This is a genomic window from Microcystis aeruginosa NIES-2549 (assembly GCF_000981785.2).
GTDB classification, from domain to species: Bacteria; Cyanobacteriota; Cyanobacteriia; order Cyanobacteriales; family Microcystaceae; genus Microcystis; species Microcystis aeruginosa_C.
The window spans coordinates 1144769-1159702 of record NZ_CP011304.1 but is presented as its reverse complement, the minus strand read 5'-3'; the positions used below and the strand labels follow the sequence as shown (position 1 = coordinate 1159702).

The 14934-nt window shown below is 41.6% G+C and carries 12 protein-coding genes and 1 tRNA gene; 8 read left to right on the top strand and 5 right to left on the bottom strand.

The annotated features are described in order from the left end of the window. Nucleotides 1–273 precede the first annotated feature (273 nt). On the top strand, nucleotides 274–1239 hold the full coding sequence (locus myaer_RS05610) for a M48 family metallopeptidase (RefSeq protein ID WP_046661328.1): 966 nt from the start codon (nucleotides 274–276) through the stop codon (nucleotides 1237–1239). A 266-nt stretch (nucleotides 1240–1505) separates the two neighbouring features. Then, a complete protein-coding gene (locus myaer_RS05605) occupies nucleotides 1506–1772 on the top strand; it encodes a DUF6761 family protein (protein ID WP_002739044.1) in 267 nt (88 codons plus the stop codon). Nucleotides 1773–1853: 81 nt separating this feature from the next. On the opposite strand, the gene dacB is transcribed toward myaer_RS05605, so the two are convergent. Beyond that, nucleotides 1854–2741: a D-alanyl-D-alanine carboxypeptidase/D-alanyl-D-alanine-endopeptidase gene (gene dacB / locus myaer_RS05600; protein ID WP_046661327.1), complete on the bottom strand. Its 888-nt coding sequence runs from the start codon at nucleotides 2739–2741 to the stop codon at nucleotides 1854–1856. 280 nt (nucleotides 2742–3021) lie between these two features. On the opposite strand from dacB, the gene myaer_RS05595 reads away from it, so the two are divergent. Next, nucleotides 3022–4002, top strand: coding sequence for an ABC transporter ATP-binding protein (locus myaer_RS05595; RefSeq protein ID WP_046661326.1), 981 nt, complete (start codon nucleotides 3022–3024; stop codon nucleotides 4000–4002). A gap of 48 nt (nucleotides 4003–4050) precedes the next feature. On the opposite strand, the gene myaer_RS05590 is transcribed toward myaer_RS05595, so the two are convergent. Further along, nucleotides 4051–4704, bottom strand: a complete 654-nt coding sequence (locus myaer_RS05590) for a Uma2 family endonuclease (protein WP_046661325.1) — start codon at nucleotides 4702–4704, stop codon at nucleotides 4051–4053. A gap of 376 nt (nucleotides 4705–5080) precedes the next feature. On the opposite strand from myaer_RS05590, the gene myaer_RS05585 reads away from it, so the two are divergent. The 4 genes from myaer_RS05585 (at nucleotide 5081) to myaer_RS05570 (ending at nucleotide 9465) form a co-directional block, all read left to right on the top strand. Then, nucleotides 5081–6274: a hypothetical protein gene (locus tag myaer_RS05585; RefSeq protein WP_046661324.1), complete on the top strand. Its 1194-nt coding sequence runs from the start codon at nucleotides 5081–5083 to the stop codon at nucleotides 6272–6274. A 42-nt stretch (nucleotides 6275–6316) separates the two neighbouring features. Then, the gene (locus myaer_RS05580; protein WP_046661322.1) at nucleotides 6317–7087 is read left to right on the top strand and encodes an HAD family hydrolase; all 771 of its coding nucleotides are present in this window, start codon (nucleotides 6317–6319) and stop codon (nucleotides 7085–7087) included. Between the two features lie 102 nt (nucleotides 7088–7189). After that, nucleotides 7190–8548 carry a thioredoxin-disulfide reductase gene (gene trxB, locus myaer_RS05575; RefSeq protein WP_046661321.1) on the top strand — a complete coding sequence of 453 codons (1359 nt, stop codon included), beginning with the start codon at nucleotides 7190–7192 and terminating at the stop codon, nucleotides 8546–8548. Nucleotides 8549–8634: 86 nt separating this feature from the next. Beyond that, nucleotides 8635–9465, top strand: coding sequence for a metal ABC transporter permease (locus myaer_RS05570; RefSeq protein WP_046661320.1), 831 nt, complete (start codon nucleotides 8635–8637; stop codon nucleotides 9463–9465). 246 nt (nucleotides 9466–9711) lie between these two features. Here myaer_RS05570 and myaer_RS05565 read toward each other — a convergent pair whose 3' ends face one another. Both myaer_RS05565 and surE read right to left on the bottom strand, forming a co-directional pair. Further along, complete coding sequence (locus myaer_RS05565) at nucleotides 9712–10293, bottom strand: DUF3727 domain-containing protein (RefSeq protein WP_046661319.1); 582 nt, start codon at nucleotides 10291–10293, stop codon at nucleotides 9712–9714. Nucleotides 10294–10340: 47 nt separating this feature from the next. Continuing rightward, a complete protein-coding gene (surE, locus tag myaer_RS05560) occupies nucleotides 10341–11153 on the bottom strand; it encodes a 5'/3'-nucleotidase SurE (RefSeq protein ID WP_046661318.1) in 813 nt (270 codons plus the stop codon). Between the two features lie 57 nt (nucleotides 11154–11210). Here surE and myaer_RS05555 point away from each other — a divergent pair. Then, nucleotides 11211–11283, top strand: a tRNA-Arg gene (locus myaer_RS05555). Nucleotides 11284–11378: 95 nt separating this feature from the next. On the opposite strand, the gene myaer_RS05550 is transcribed toward myaer_RS05555, so the two are convergent. Continuing rightward, nucleotides 11379–14795, bottom strand: coding sequence for an Eco57I restriction-modification methylase domain-containing protein (locus myaer_RS05550; protein ID WP_046661317.1), 3417 nt, complete (start codon nucleotides 14793–14795; stop codon nucleotides 11379–11381). Nucleotides 14796–14934 lie beyond the last annotated feature (139 nt).

Genomic DNA, 14934 nt, shown 5'->3' with positions numbered 1-14934 from the left:
AGGTTATACTTCATCTTTAATATAACCGATGTATCAAGCATTTGTATAGGCTCAATTTAGGACAAATTTTGACTTTTTTATTCTATAGAACTCTTGAATAATTAATTTTTGAGGGTTCAAAAATGGCAAAAATAAGGATTAAATTGTCTAAAATCTGTAAATAAACCATTTAATTGATTATTATTCATTCTTAATTCTCATAACTACTAACGACCGACGACCGAAGCCTAACCCTAAAAACAATTTTTGATTTTTACAAGAGGTTTTATTAATATGCCAACTTATCCTGATATCTCCAGTCAAGCTTTTAAACATCCCCTAGATCAGCAGGCTGAACAGGCCTTAAGATCAGTTCCGGGGTTTGACTTATTAGCGAAAAGTTTTTCCGAATATCTCTATGAACGTCCCCAGCAAATTTTATTGATGGGCAATGATCTAAAAGTCGGCCCGCGTCAATACGCCACTTTATACGGCATCTATCGCCAATGTCTGCGGGATTTAGATATGTCCCCAGAACCGAATCTTTATGTCAGTCAAAACCCTTCAGCGAATGCCTATTCTTTGGGTTCAGAACATCCGTATATTGTCTTTAATACTGCCCTTTTAGACCTCTTAGATGAAGAAGAAATTCGAGTAATTCTTGCCCACGAATTAGGTCATTTAAAATGCGATCATAGTATTTTAATTCAACTTTCTTTTTGGGTGATGGGGGCGGCTAATTTGCTTGGAGACATCACCTTAGGACTAGGAAAAGCCATTACTACCGGTCTAGTTTATGCCTTTTATGAATGGCGCAGAAAAGCCGAATTATCCGCAGACAGAGCCGCTTTATTAGTTACCGATGATTTAAATTTAGTCCTGAGAACTTTAATGAAATGTGCAGGAGGAAGTCAAAAATATCTGCATGAATGCAACTTAGAAGAATTTATTCGCCAAGGGGAAGCCTACCGACAATTAGACCAAGATAACTTAAACCAGATTTATAAATTTATCATTTATAATGGCGGTAATGGTTCCTTTTTAACTCATCCTTTTTCCGTAGAAAGAGTGCATTATCTACAGGAATGGTTTAACTCGGAATCCTATCGTCAAATTCGCCGGGGAAACTATGCCAAAACAGGGGTAAAAAGCTCGATTAATGTTGATGCTAATGATAGGGAAAGCGAAAGATTGCAGCGACAAATAGCAGAACTACAAGCAGAAATTGAACGGGCAAAAAGACAAAGAAACTATGAATAATCTATACGAAGGCAGGAGACAGGAGACAGGATTCAGGAGACAGGATTCAGGAGATTGCCTTTATTTATTCTCCCTTCTCCCCACACCCCACACCCCACACCCCACACCCCACACCCCACACCCTTTACTGATCACTGAAAATTCTCTTGTCTGTGTTTTGCCGATTTGGTGAGTACAATAGAGGTATCGGGAACCGAGAATAGCAATTCTCCCTACGATGATCCATAAACACTTACCCCCACTCTCTTTTTTTTGTTCTACTGCCCATGCTCCAAGATACCCAATCCATTCGTTACTATCAAAGACTAACCGATGACATGGTGGATCTTTGGCACCGTGGCTCCCGTTTTGATGAGATCCGGCTATATGTAGAAGGCTATTTAGCCTGTTTACGCGATTCTAGTTCCATAGAACCCTATCTAATTCATCGTCTCGAAGAGGAAATATTTCGTTTTCTGCGAGATCCTTCCAATTTTGAATATCTCTCCCCCCAAACCCAAACCCAAACTGAGGCAGATTATGGCTATTATTAACCTTTACTCTTGCCTCATCTCCACAAGCAATTTAAATGCGCGGACAGCTGATCAGGACAATTGGGGATTTTTACGAGAGATTTACTGAGCTTGACAGGAACGAGATTCGGTCATCTGTAGAACAATAGTATCGATCGCTTTCACCAGAGCCTGTCCGGAAACCCGTTGATTATTAACGATAATGCTAAATAACATCGGTCCTTGGTTGGGGTTTTCTAGATAACCCGATAGGGCCCGCACACCGGTAAGAGTGCCAGTTTTAGCGTAAACTGTGCCAGTAGCGGCCGTCTGGCGCATTCGGTTTCTCAGGGTGCCACTAATACCCGCCACCGGTAAGGAAGCATAGAAAGTATCGCGATTAGGAGAATAATACATCACCCGCAAAATTTCCACGATTGAGCGGGGAGTAGCGGTATTCTGGCGGGATAATCCCGAACCATCGGCTAAACGAAAACCACTGGGATTGATACCCAATTGTGCCAAGATGGCAGTAACATTTTTAGCACCGCCGATAAAGCGAAAAAGAGTGTCAGCGTAGAAATTATTACTTCTCTGATTAGTGATATTAACCCAATCGCGCAGGGATTTTTTCTGAATTGTCGTTTCCGGGTTCATCACCTGTAAAGCGGCAGCCGTGGTAAATAACTTTGTATTAGAAGCAGGGATAAAATAGCGATCGGCATTATGACTATAAATAACTGTTTGGCGATCAAGAGATTCGATTAATATACCCCACTGATTGGGAGCTTGACTGATAATTTTATCGATATTTGCCCCAATCAATTGAGTACAGGTATTATCGATGTTATTGTTTTCCGGCGGGGGAACGTATAATTCTATGGATTCGTTCGACGAGGAAGGAGCGGGATAAACGGAGAGATTAACTTGAGCGATGCTAGGATAGGCCAAAGCGATAGTGGCTACACTGGCCACTGTCAGGGAATTAAGGCAAGTGAGGAGTTGTTTCATGCTGTGTTTGTGTAAGAGTCTGGTTTCCGTGAGTGTTCGCCCTATTGTACCAGTTGCCGCTCAAGTGTCAAAGTTACCTGTCTAACAGATTTTAGCGGCTAATTCACACCAATGCCAGAGAAGAAAGCTTGTCATAGCCCGGAACTGCACTGATACCCCTTCTCAAGACCGTTTGGAATTTTTCTGGGTTCCAAAATCGTGCTATTTTGATACTGTTGACATTGCTGATGACAATTTGGGGATAATAGAAGCAAAGTCTAGGAAAAGGGATGTAAAACCCATGTATTCTGTCTCAGATGACTCCAAAACAATGACGAATACCAGCCGTCAAACTGTGCTAGAGGCGTTAAACTTACAAAAAACTTATCGGACGGGATTCTGGTTAAATAAAAAAATCGAATCCTTGAAAAACTGTACTTTAATTGTCCATGAGGGGGAAACCTTTGGATTATTAGGCCCGAACGGTGCAGGCAAAACCACGCTCTTAAAAACCCTTTTGGGGATTGTCCGACCCACTTCCGGACGGGCCTTGATTCTCGGTCAGCCAATTGGCGATCGCTCGGTCAGGCAACGCATCGGCTATCTTCCCGAAAATGCCTACTACTACGACTATCTCACCGGCTGGGAATTCCTACAATTAATCGGCGGCATTTTTAAGATTCCCTCTTCTGTGCAGAAAAAACGCATTCCTGAATTATTGGATTTAGTGGGATTAGACCGCAAAACTGCCCAGAAAAAACAATTGCGTCAATATTCTAAGGGGATGATGCAACGGATCGGTATAGCTCAAGCATTAATCAATGATCCAGAATTAGTCTTTCTCGATGAACCGATGTCGGGACTAGACCCTATCGGTCGCTATCAGGTGCGAGAAATTATTCAATCTCTCAAACAACGGGGGAAAACTATCTTTTTTAACTCTCATATTCTCTCCGATGTGGAACAAATTTGCGATCGCATTGCTCTGTTGGCCCGGGGAGAATTACTCTGTGTCGGTTCCCTCGACCAAATTCTCGGTCGTGCTGATGTCTATCAGGTGATTGTTCAAGGTGGTAGGGAGGAGCAACTACAGCAATGGCTCCTCGGTTTGCATTGGCGCGATAATTGTTGGCACGGACAATTACAGGGAGAACCCGATGCTTTTCTGGCTGCCCTGTCTAGTATGGATGCTCGCTTGATTAGTCTTAATTTAGCTCGTGCTTCCCTGGAAGAATTTTTTATCGACCAATTACGTCAGCGCGGTATTACCTCTAGTCAATAGGCACTCCCAGAGCAAATCCGTTTTTAATAGTAGCCCAGAAACATTCTCTCAGATTTGGTCAGGATTAATGCCCAATTCCCGCAGTTTCTTGGCTAATCTTTCCGCTCGTTGTTTTTCAGCCTCTGCTCGTTGTTTTTCCTCGTTATAGCTGGTGAAAGCTTGTCCATCGGGATAAAAAAGCAACATTTCTGGTTCCCCCAACTGAAAACGAATACCTAAACGGGGACTAACCCAATTATCGAGAGTTTCCAGAATTTCTAGCTGATTTTCGCCTCTTATCCAACCACTGGCATCGTTTTTATGGGGATCATAAAGATAATACTCCTCGACCCCATAACGGTCATAAAATAGCTGTTTTTTGGCCATTTCCGTGAGGGTGTTACCCGGAGAGAGGATTTCAAAAACCACCTGGGGACTAATGTTATTTTCTAGCCATTGTCGATAGGAACCTCTTTCCCCTTTTGGTCTCCCAAAAACCACCATGATATCTGGCGCTTGACGCAGTTTATTATCATTTTCCACGGGATACCAAAGTAAATCCCCCGCAACAAAGACATCAGACTGCTCGCGAAATAGCCAGTCTAAATTAGTTTTAATTGTTGTGATCCAACGAAATTGCAAGGTATTATCGGCCATGGGTTGACTATCGCTATCGGGGTAGATAATTTCAGTAACGTTAGTTTTATCTAGTTGTGAAACCATAGGACTAAGTTAAAAGGGAAAAATATAATTCTATAATAGCGGGCATTTGTATTATATGGCAATTCGTCGGCTGGGTTAGCAAGGCTTAAGCCACCATCTCTTCACAAATCGGATTAATTATATATTACTATATCTCGCTCCATCCTGATATTTTTCTGAAGCTAGAAGGGTATAGTAAGAAGGGAAGAGATTCCGAGGCTCTTCTAGGTTGTGTGTGATAAGTTTAACTTACTATATGATCGATCAATCTTTGTGTCCTTTGTGTCTTTGTGGTTCGTTCCATCCCCTCGCTAGGAGGAATGTATCTTAGAATACATTTTACCTACCAAATCCAAGAGAGCCGATTCTGATCAACGGTTATTGAGATAAATCTATTATGCTGATTTACTTTATTCATGGAGTGGCCACAAGAGACGCTAGTTATGCCAATAAATTAATTAAACTAATTGAAGAAGAATGTAAACGCAAAAATCAGATTATTCCCTACTGTTATGCAGGATTTTGGGGAAATGTTCTCAAAGGAACCGAAAAATTATGGCGAGATATAGACCAAGAATTACAGACACAAAAACAGAAAAATAGTAATTTTAACCCCGAGCAATCCTTTCGCTATCAAAATTTTAGAAAAGAGTATTTATCTTATTTTATCGGTGACGCATTTACCTATTTAGGCAGCGATCGAGGAAAACAAATTCGCCGCATTATTGCCGATCAATTAATCGATCTTATTCAAGCTTATCCCCGGGAAACCGAATTACATATAGTTGCCCATTCTTTGGGTACTGTAATCCTTTGGGATCTGTTATTTTCTGAGCGTTTTGACCCGAAGGATCCCGCTTATGAAATTCGTGATCTTATCGGTAAAGAGCGGGGCAAACTTTCCCTATCTAGTGTAACAACAATGGGTTCACCGATCCCATTTTTAAATCTAACTCTAGGCATTGATGCTAATCAAATTGAAAAATTTATTACCCAGCATCAAGGCCAGCGTTTGCTCTGGAATAATCTGATCAATTCCTCCGATATTATCGCTTATCCAATTCGTCCTCTTTTTGATTCTATAACCGATGTATCCAAGATTTTAATGAGCGATTATTATCTAGAAGCGACTGGCAATATTTTTGATTCTGTAGAAATTGCTGCCGTAGTATTGAATTCCCTTAATGCTCATACCTATTACCTAACATCAGATAAAGTGGCCAAAAATATCGTAGAGACAATTTATTTTGATCAGCACGATTATAATCATGGCAATAGTTACAGTGATAACACCTGTGTTGAGCTTGCCATAGAAAGAATAGCTAAAATATCTGGAGTGACTAAAGATCTGGCAAAAATGAAACCTTTAAAAGAAAAAATATTACTAGAAGGTAAATTTAAAGATGCCAGTGGTTATATTTATTTAAGCTCAGATTTATATCGTGTCCATCATGTTTATATACAGGACAATCATCAAAATATTGTATATGCTGTATATGTGGGCTGGATTCATGTAGAGGGACTGAAAAATTCTGTCACCGAAATCATCAGACAGCTATGTTATGTCAACGATGAAGCAAAGAATAGCTAATAGCTGCGCTATACTGCCATTATTGAGATTAAACCAGCATTTATGAGTCAATCCCCCCGTATTCTAGCACTGGATTTTGATGGTGTTCTTTGTGATGGCATGATCGAGTATTTTCAGATTAGCAAACGCACCTATGAAACCCTTTGGCCGGAAATAATTCCCGAGGATTTTTTCCCGAGGTTTTCGCAACTTCGTCCCGTTATCGAAACCGGTTGGGAAATGCCTTTACTGTTGCGATCGCTCGTTCTCGGTATTCCTGACGAGGAAGCTTTAAATAATTGGCCGTCAATTGCTCAAAATCTGCTAGAAAGGGATAAAATAGCGAAAAAAGTTCTCTCAAATGCTCTCGATGGTCTTAGGGATCAATGGATTGAGTCGGATCTAGAGTCTTGGTTAGCCTTACATCAATTTTATCAACCCGCGATTGATCGCCTGGCCTCTCTTTTAGACTCGGATTTTTTGGTTTATATCATCACTACAAAAGAAAGTCGTTTTGTCAAGCAATTGTTACAAAAAGTAGCAATTAATTTTCCGGCAGCGAGATTAATTGGCAAGGAAATTAAACAGCCGAAATACCTGACTATTCAGCAAATACTGGCTGATTTACCAGAATCTCCCGCTAATTTGTGGTTTGTCGAGGATCGTCTCGATGCTTTGGAATTAGTGCAGCAACAAGCAGATTTAAACGACGTGGGCTTATATTTAGCCGATTGGGGCTATAATACCGCCCAAATGCGCCAAAAAGTCGCTCAAGATACCCGTATTAAACTGTTATCCCTATCTCAATTTGCGGCAGACTTCACCCACTGGTAAAGTCGGTGACGAGGAATATGACACTGATAACTGATAACTGATAACTGATAACTGATGCTGCTATACTAAAAAGCGTAGTCGTTATGAGTTGCATTTACGGTTATGACTGTCGAGAATTTAGTCATTATTGGTTCGGGACCGGCGGGATATACGGCGGCGATTTATGCGGCGCGTGCGAACTTAAAACCCTTGATGTTCGAGGGTTTCCAAGCGGGAGGCATTCCGGGGGGACAATTGATGACCACCACAGAAGTAGAAAATTTCCCCGGTTTTCCCGAAGGAATCACCGGTCCGAAGCTAATGGAAAGAATGAAGGAACAGGCCGAAAGATGGGGGACCCAATGCTATACCGAAGATGTTATCTCGGTGGATTTAAGTCAGCGTCCTTTTACCATTCGTTCCACGGACCGGGAAGTTAAGGCCAATAGTATTATTATCGCCACAGGAGCCACTGCCAAACGCTTAGGATTACCCAGCGAGGCCCAATTCTGGAGTAACGGCATTTCCGCTTGTGCTATCTGTGACGGTGCTACACCGATATTTAGAGAGGAAAACCTGGCCGTCATTGGTGGCGGTGACTCCGCAGCCGAAGAAGCCGTATATTTAACTAAATACGGCTCTCACGTCCATTTATTAATTCGCGGGGAAGCGATGCGTGCCTCGAAAGCAATGCAGGACCGGGTGTTAAATAATCCGAAAGTTACTGTTCATTTTCACACCCAAGCACTGGATGTATTCGGTACAGGCAGTAAAATGGCAGGACTACGCATTAAAAACTCGCAAACGGGAGAAATCAGCGAATTAGCCGTTAGAGGGTTATTTTATGCCATCGGTCACACTCCCAATACTTCCCTATTCCAAGGACAACTAGAATTAGACGAGGTGGGTTATGTGAAAGTCAAACCGGGGACTGTTGCTACCAGCGTCGAGGGGGTTTTTGCCGCCGGAGATGTGCAGGACCACGAATACCGTCAGGCCATCACTGCCGCAGGTACGGGGTGTATGGCGGCGTTATTGGCAGAAAGATGGTTATCGGAGCATAATTTAATCCAAGAATACCGTCAATCAGCCACTTCTGAACATTACGAGACGAAAACCGTTAGCGAAACCCCGGCCGATACGGAGGAAACTTTTGATATTCACAAAACCCGTCACGTTGGGGGTTATGCTTTGCGGAAATTATTCCACGACGGCGATCGCTTGTTAATGGTAAAATATGTTTCTCCCACCTGTGGCCCCTGTAAAACCCTGAAACCGATTTTAGATAAAGTGGTCGATGAGTACGATGGCAAAATTTATTTTGTGGAAATTGACATCGAAGCTGACCCAGAAATTGCCAAAATGGGTCAAGTAACTGGAACTCCCACGGTACAATTCTTTAAGGACCGGGAATTAGTCAAGGAAATGCGCGGAGTCAAACAAAAAAGCGATTTTCGTCAAGTAATTGAAAGTTATCAATAATCAGTTATCAGTTATCAGTTATCAGATGTGAGTTTTGAGTTTACTGTTTACTGAAAAAGCTCCCCACACCCCACACCCCACACCCTATGCTAGAGGCTTTACAATTTGATTTTATGCGCCATGCGATTGCCGCAGGAATATTAGTTAGTATTGCCTGTGGGATTGTGGGTACTTTGGTAGTAGTTAATCGCGTGGTTTTTATCAGTGGGGGAATCGCTCATGCTGCCTATGGAGGGATAGGAATCGGTTATTTTTTTGGTATTAATCCTCTGGTGGGGGCGATATTTTTTACCTTTTTTTCGGCTTTAGGCATGGGGTTTTTACAGCGTCGCATCCGCGAGAGAGCCGATACTTTAATCGGGGTGATGTGGGCGATTGGTATGGCGATTGGGGTAATTTTTATTGATTTAACCCCCGGGTATAAAGCTGATTTAATGAGTTATCTTTTTGGTAGTATTTTAACTGTACCGAGGGATGATTTATGGATAATGGCGGGCATAGATATATTAATTATAACCTTAGTTAGTATCTTTTATAAGGAGTTGTTAGCCATATCTTTTGATGAAACTTTTGCGATTATTCGTAATATTCCCGTGGAGATAATTTATTTAGGTTTAATGGGAATAACCGCTTTAACTATTGTGGCAGTAATGCAGGTGGTGGGATTAATTATGGTAATTGCTTTGTTAACTATTCCTGCGGCTATCAGTGGACAATTTGTTAAAAATATGAAGGCAATGATGCTCCTAGCGATTATCTTAGGAATTGTCTTTACTTTGGTTGGTTTATGGTTATCCTATAGTTTAAATCTCACCTCGGGGGCGACAATTATTTTAGTGGCAGGATTGGGTTATTTAATCAGTCTTGCTTGGAAACCTTTCATCCTCACTATCACCAGAAAAATAGCTAATCTTTAAAGCTCTCCCCTAGTTGTGGTGAGATAGCATTTATCTTAATAGTGAGGTATAAGGTTTTTATTTTCGGGAGACAGGAGCCGGTCGTTAATACCAAGTTAGGTTATACTTCATCTTTATGATAAACGCCGTAATTTAAAGAAAGAATACCAAATCCGTGTTAATCGCAATGATGATGAAATCCCGAAAGATATACTGTGACTAGATTTATCAATAATTTTGCCCGGCGGATTTGGTAAAATCAAGTAATTAATCGAGTTCATCAAACAAAAGTTCCTCTAGAATTGGTCCCATACCGTCATCATCGGGGGAAACTAATTCAACCTTCCCTTCCGCATCACCGACAGCTAAGAATAACAAAGGAGCAAGGGGACTGTAAATCGAGTATTTTTGGTCTTCGGAAAAGAAACTGGCGAGAAATTGCAATTCTTCCGGCTCTGATGACGAGGAAGGAGCATCGCTATCGATTTCTAAACTGAGAACATTATCTTCTTCCAGGGGAGGCAATTCACCACTAACGGTTAAAGTGTGAGCAGTGGGTTTGAGCAATAGGTCTAATTCTGCTAAAACTGCCTTAGCATCGGCAAAAACCCGCTCGATTTCCTCGCTATCTTCGATTAAGAAGGCATCAGATTCTTCTTCCTCCGATTCCTCGTCCCAAGCTAGAATCATCACCGGGGTATCCACGGGGACAAGAAGCATATAGGTAAGGTCATCGGTTTCATAGGCATTCTCAATATAACAGTCTAGTGATCGACCTTGCTCATCCCAGAGGGTTATGACATCCGCTTCTTCGAGTTCGTTTTCTTGAAAATTAAATTGAGGGGACATAGGCTCTCAAACGCTAATGATTGAATCAGAATATCATGAGATGCTCCTCAATCAAGCCAAGAATTCCGGTGCAAATGTTGAAAACCCTGTACATCAGTTAAATTGTATTGTAGGGGCGTGATGGTGATAAAATTCTCGCCAATAGCGCGTACATCCGTAGGCACTTCCGGGGGTAAATGGCTGTAGTCCGGTTGTTCGATATCTTCCACCACTTCCCCAATTAACCAGTAATAACTTTTACCCCTGGGGTCCAGTCTTTTCTCGAAGGTTTCCTCGTAGCGTCGCAATCCCTGCCTAGTGATTTTCACTCCCTTGATTTCGCCACTACTAACCGGAGGGACGTTGACATTGAGTAAAGTGGGAACAGGAAAAGGGTTAAGGGTAACTTTCCTGACTAACGTGAGGGCAAAATCCGCAGCCGGTTGGAAATCACAAGCTTTAAAACTGGCCAGACTAACAGCAATACTGGGAATACCTTCGATTAATCCCTCCATGGCCGCGGAAACCGTGCCAGAATAGAGGATATCAGTGCCGAGATTAGACCCGTGGTTAATGCCGGCTAAAACTAAATCGGGACGCTCTTTGAGGACGGCACTAAGGGCAAATTTTACCGAATCGGCGGGAGTTCCCGAGCAGGACCAGGCAATCACCTCGGGATGAAAAATTCCTTCCACCTGTTCGGCCCGGATGGGATGGTGTAAGGTTAAGCCATGACCGGTGGCAGAGCGCTCGCCGTCGGGACAAACTACGGTGACTTGATGACCGGCGGCAGCGAGGGTGTTGGCAAGGGTGCGGACTCCTAGCGCGGAAATACCGTCATCGTTACTGATAAGTAATTTTAAAGAGCGATCGCTAGTCATGGGAAATTTCTGCTCTACTGCGCCGGCTAGTGGTATAATGTAATAGTATTTTATCGTGGGTACGTAGCTCAGAGGATAGAGCACCAGGTTCCGGTCCTGGGTGTCGGGGGTTCGACTCCCTCCGTACTCGTTAAGTAATGTAGGGTTGATTCATGAATCAACCCTACCCTTTGGGGGTTTATGGGGTTTTAGTTCAATTTCCCCACTTCATCATTCATAATTCCCCTACAGGGTTTGATAAGCTTTGAGGGTGGCAGTTTTGACGCTTTCGGGGACGAGGGGAAAGGTAGTTAATATATGTTGAAATTCTGTTAGGGTTAATTCATACAAGTGGGCAATTATTGCATCTAATTTCGCTCTAATTGCCATTCTTTCTGCTTCTTCTGTTACTCCATTTTTATGGGAGCCTATCCCCACTTCTTTCGCTAATTGCTCAAATTCTTCTGTAGTACAAATCAATTTTGCCGCATTTTCTACTATCTCCTGAAAGTATTTATCTCCCTCTTTTAATCGGGGGATAGGGTTCTGATAAACATAAAAGAATGATAAATGAGATGTCACTTTATCTCTGATGCTTCTATCAAAAACAAAACTATTAAAAATGGATAATAGATAACATTTTTCTTTTAAACTTATAGCTACTTGCTTCTCATTTTTTTCTAAACTTATTGTATTGCCACAAAATGAATTAGGAGGTAAAATTGTAGCTATCATAGTTCTAATATCCGTATTTCTAGCAACATCACGAAATCCTAAACGATAGGTTTGATAGTCCAAGATTTGACCTTTATCGACTTCACCGCGTTTTAATAAAGCTTGTCTTGCTTCCTTTTCATCTAACCAGTATTTCGGTAAAGCATACCGATGGGTGAATTGATGAATCATTTTTCCTTCGTAGAGGGGTAGTCTTCCCTTTGCGGGTTCAGTTTTAAATAAATGACTATCATTAGTCATATCAAATTCGCGAGTTAACTTGAGATTCCATGTATCGGGAAGGGTTTCCCCTAGCAGGGGAAAACGAGACATTTTTTCAGCGATATGAATATCTATATCTTGTTTAAATTCCATCACCGAGAGGGAATCGGGGGATAGTTTGCGGATTAAATCGACGCTAATTACTAAACTATCTTTATGGGGAAAACGTTGTAATTCCTCAACATCGTGACGCATAAATTCCACAGGAAAGGAAAGAGTTTGTTTATTTTTCTCAAAAGTTAGAATGACAAACTTAAAGCGACTATCTACACCTTCAAAAATTGTTTTACGATTTTCAAAACAAAATAATCCTGTCACGTTTGTCTGAGAAAATAACATTTCTCGCAGTTGTTTGGTTCCTAAATCGGTATAAATTCCACTGGGAACAACTATTCCACATTCTCCCTGGGGATGGAGGAGATTAAAACATTGTTCAACAAAAAGCTTATAGAGATTAATATCTGTCCCTTGCTTTTTACCATTGACAAGAGAGATTTGATTTTTATATTGTTCCGAGGAACGAAAATAGAGACTAACGTGGGGGTATTGACTTTGATATTCTAACCATGCTTGAGCAATTTCGGGATTAGTTAACAGTTTTTTCTGTTCCTTTTCAAACGTCTTGATGTCCATTTTATTTTTAGTCACCAAGTCGCTATGCTGAGAAAAAAATTCTTTCGCTTGGGGTTTAAAGACTTCCCAAGGGGGATTGGTGATAATCACATCAAAACCACCTTTTTCTGTAATCAGTTTATCGAAGTGATAACCCCAGTGGAAGGGTTTCAGGGACTGCATATCAGAAAGAGTTAATAAACGTTTCTTTGCTTTTCCCGTTAATTGTGCGGATTCGTACTTAATTGACAACTTACCGCTAAACTCATCTAAGAGAATTTGGTTTAATTTCTGCACCGATTCGCGGTTGACATCCTCGATGTGATTGCGTAACATCTGGAGACGGTTTTCTTGGGGGGTTCCCTCTACTTCTCCCAACCGAAAAGCGTGTTCTTTGTATAATTCAATACTGCGGTTTTTTTCTGCGAGAATTGCCTGATAATTTTGCGCGGTGAGGGTTTGCAGAATGTTTTCCTCTCCCATGAGATTAAAACTTTTTTCGTCCACGCGAATTAACCCGATGAGGGAATTTCCCGACATGATATTAAAATCAATATTCGGTAAGGGTTCCAATTCTGTCACCGATTGTGCGGCAGCAACTAAAGCGAGAAATAAACGCAGTTTTGCGATTTCCGTTGCTTCCTCCATGATATCGACACCGTAGAGATTATCGGAAATAATTCTTTTTTTGATGTAATATCCGAGGGAGGGATGGGATTTTCTTACCTCTGTTAACCACTGTTTTAATTTACTGTCTCCCCGTAGTTCAATTGTCCCAATCACCGCGCTATAAATTCCGATTAATGTCTTCATCGCAGCCACTAAAAAAGCACCGGAACCACAGGCAGGGTCTAAAATAGAAAGCTGGGGAAGAATATCTTCAATCAGAAGCTGACAGAGGGGAGAATCGAGATTAATTAGTAGTTCAGAAATACTGGCAAATTGTTTGCGGGGATAATGTTGATTGCTTCTCTCGACAATCCATTTATTAATCGTCCTATCACAGAGATATTCAGTAATCTCCGGACGGGTATAGTAAGCACCGAAAGCTTTTTGGTTGATATACTTTTCAAAGATATATCCCAAAACATCGGGGTTAATTTCGTCATCGCTTCCCCCCGGAGTGTCGTCAAGGTTCCAAGAGTAACGGGAGAATAAATCGAGGATATTCTCAAATGCTTGGTCATCAATATAAATGTTTTGATAAAGATTTTCGAGGGGATGTTGGAGAAATAATCCTCCGTTAAGATATTTGACTTTTCCCACCAATGCAGTTACTGTCTCATCTCGTTGGGATTCCGGTTGAGCGAATGCTTGGAAAAAGAGGGTTTGCAGAAACTGACGATAAAATAAATTTTTCCCGCGTCGTTGACTTGCTTGTAATTGGTTTTGCAGATAGTTGAAGTCGTTATCGATAAATCCCTTGCGCTGCAGGAAATAGACGAACATTAAACGATTGAGAATAACCGAAGTGTACCATTTTCGATCGCTTTCTCGATCGATTCCTTGGATAAAGGGGAGGAACTGTAAATGCTCTCGCTGAAATTCCTGATAAAATTTCTTGGTAATCTTTTCGATATCGAAACCTTTTTGTAAGCGATGGGCCACCTCCACCACGGAGGGTTCCCCATCTTCAAAGTCGGTGATATCGAGGACTAATTCCGCTAGTTTACCGAGAAATAAATCTCCCGGTTGTCCTTTTATATAAAGATGGTCACGGATATAACTTTTACTTCCCTCTCTTTTTACCCAGTACCATAAACTGCGTGTCCGTCCCCCATCGACGAAAATTAGCAGATTTTCGGCAATTCTTTCGATAACTTGCTGGTGAATGTCCCGACGAAGTTTCGCATCGGGTATATCGGTAGTTGTCACCTCTAATACTGCTACTCCGGACACTTCCGCAATCCGTTGACAGGGATATTCTTGGTTGTCAACGGTGATACTAACAGTTTTTTTTGCGCGAGGATGAGACCATCCCAATTCCTCGATAAACAGTTCCCCAAATTGGAAGTTAGATAATAAGTCACGAGTCCGGGAGAAGTTGAGGGGCATAATGGATAAATATCGATAAATTATGAACTAATCCAATTCGCTTCGCTGAGATTGGAGATACATTTAATATAGTAAAAGGTTTGATCCCCCTAAATCCCCCTTGATAAGGGGGACTTGAATTGGTTTGATCCCCCTAAAT

Coding starts and splice junctions, on each gene's coding strand:
- myaer_RS05610 (WP_046661328.1), top strand. CDS start 274: ATGCCAACTTATCCTGATATCTCCAGTCAAGCTTTTAAACATCCCCTA.
- myaer_RS05605 (WP_002739044.1), top strand. CDS start 1,506: ATGCTCCAAGATACCCAATCCATTCGTTACTATCAAAGACTAACCGAT.
- dacB (WP_046661327.1), bottom strand. CDS start 2,741: ATGAAACAACTCCTCACTTGCCTTAATTCCCTGACAGTGGCCAGTGTA.
- myaer_RS05595 (WP_046661326.1), top strand. CDS start 3,022: ATGTATTCTGTCTCAGATGACTCCAAAACAATGACGAATACCAGCCGT.
- myaer_RS05590 (WP_046661325.1), bottom strand. CDS start 4,704: ATGGTTTCACAACTAGATAAAACTAACGTTACTGAAATTATCTACCCC.
- myaer_RS05585 (WP_046661324.1), top strand. CDS start 5,081: ATGCTGATTTACTTTATTCATGGAGTGGCCACAAGAGACGCTAGTTAT.
- myaer_RS05580 (WP_046661322.1), top strand. CDS start 6,317: ATGAGTCAATCCCCCCGTATTCTAGCACTGGATTTTGATGGTGTTCTT.
- trxB (WP_046661321.1), top strand. CDS start 7,190: ATGACTGTCGAGAATTTAGTCATTATTGGTTCGGGACCGGCGGGATAT.
- myaer_RS05570 (WP_046661320.1), top strand. CDS start 8,635: ATGCTAGAGGCTTTACAATTTGATTTTATGCGCCATGCGATTGCCGCA.
- myaer_RS05565 (WP_046661319.1), bottom strand. CDS start 10,293: ATGTCCCCTCAATTTAATTTTCAAGAAAACGAACTCGAAGAAGCGGAT.
- surE (WP_046661318.1), bottom strand. CDS start 11,153: ATGACTAGCGATCGCTCTTTAAAATTACTTATCAGTAACGATGACGGT.
- myaer_RS05550 (WP_046661317.1), bottom strand. CDS start 14,795: ATGCCCCTCAACTTCTCCCGGACTCGTGACTTATTATCTAACTTCCAA.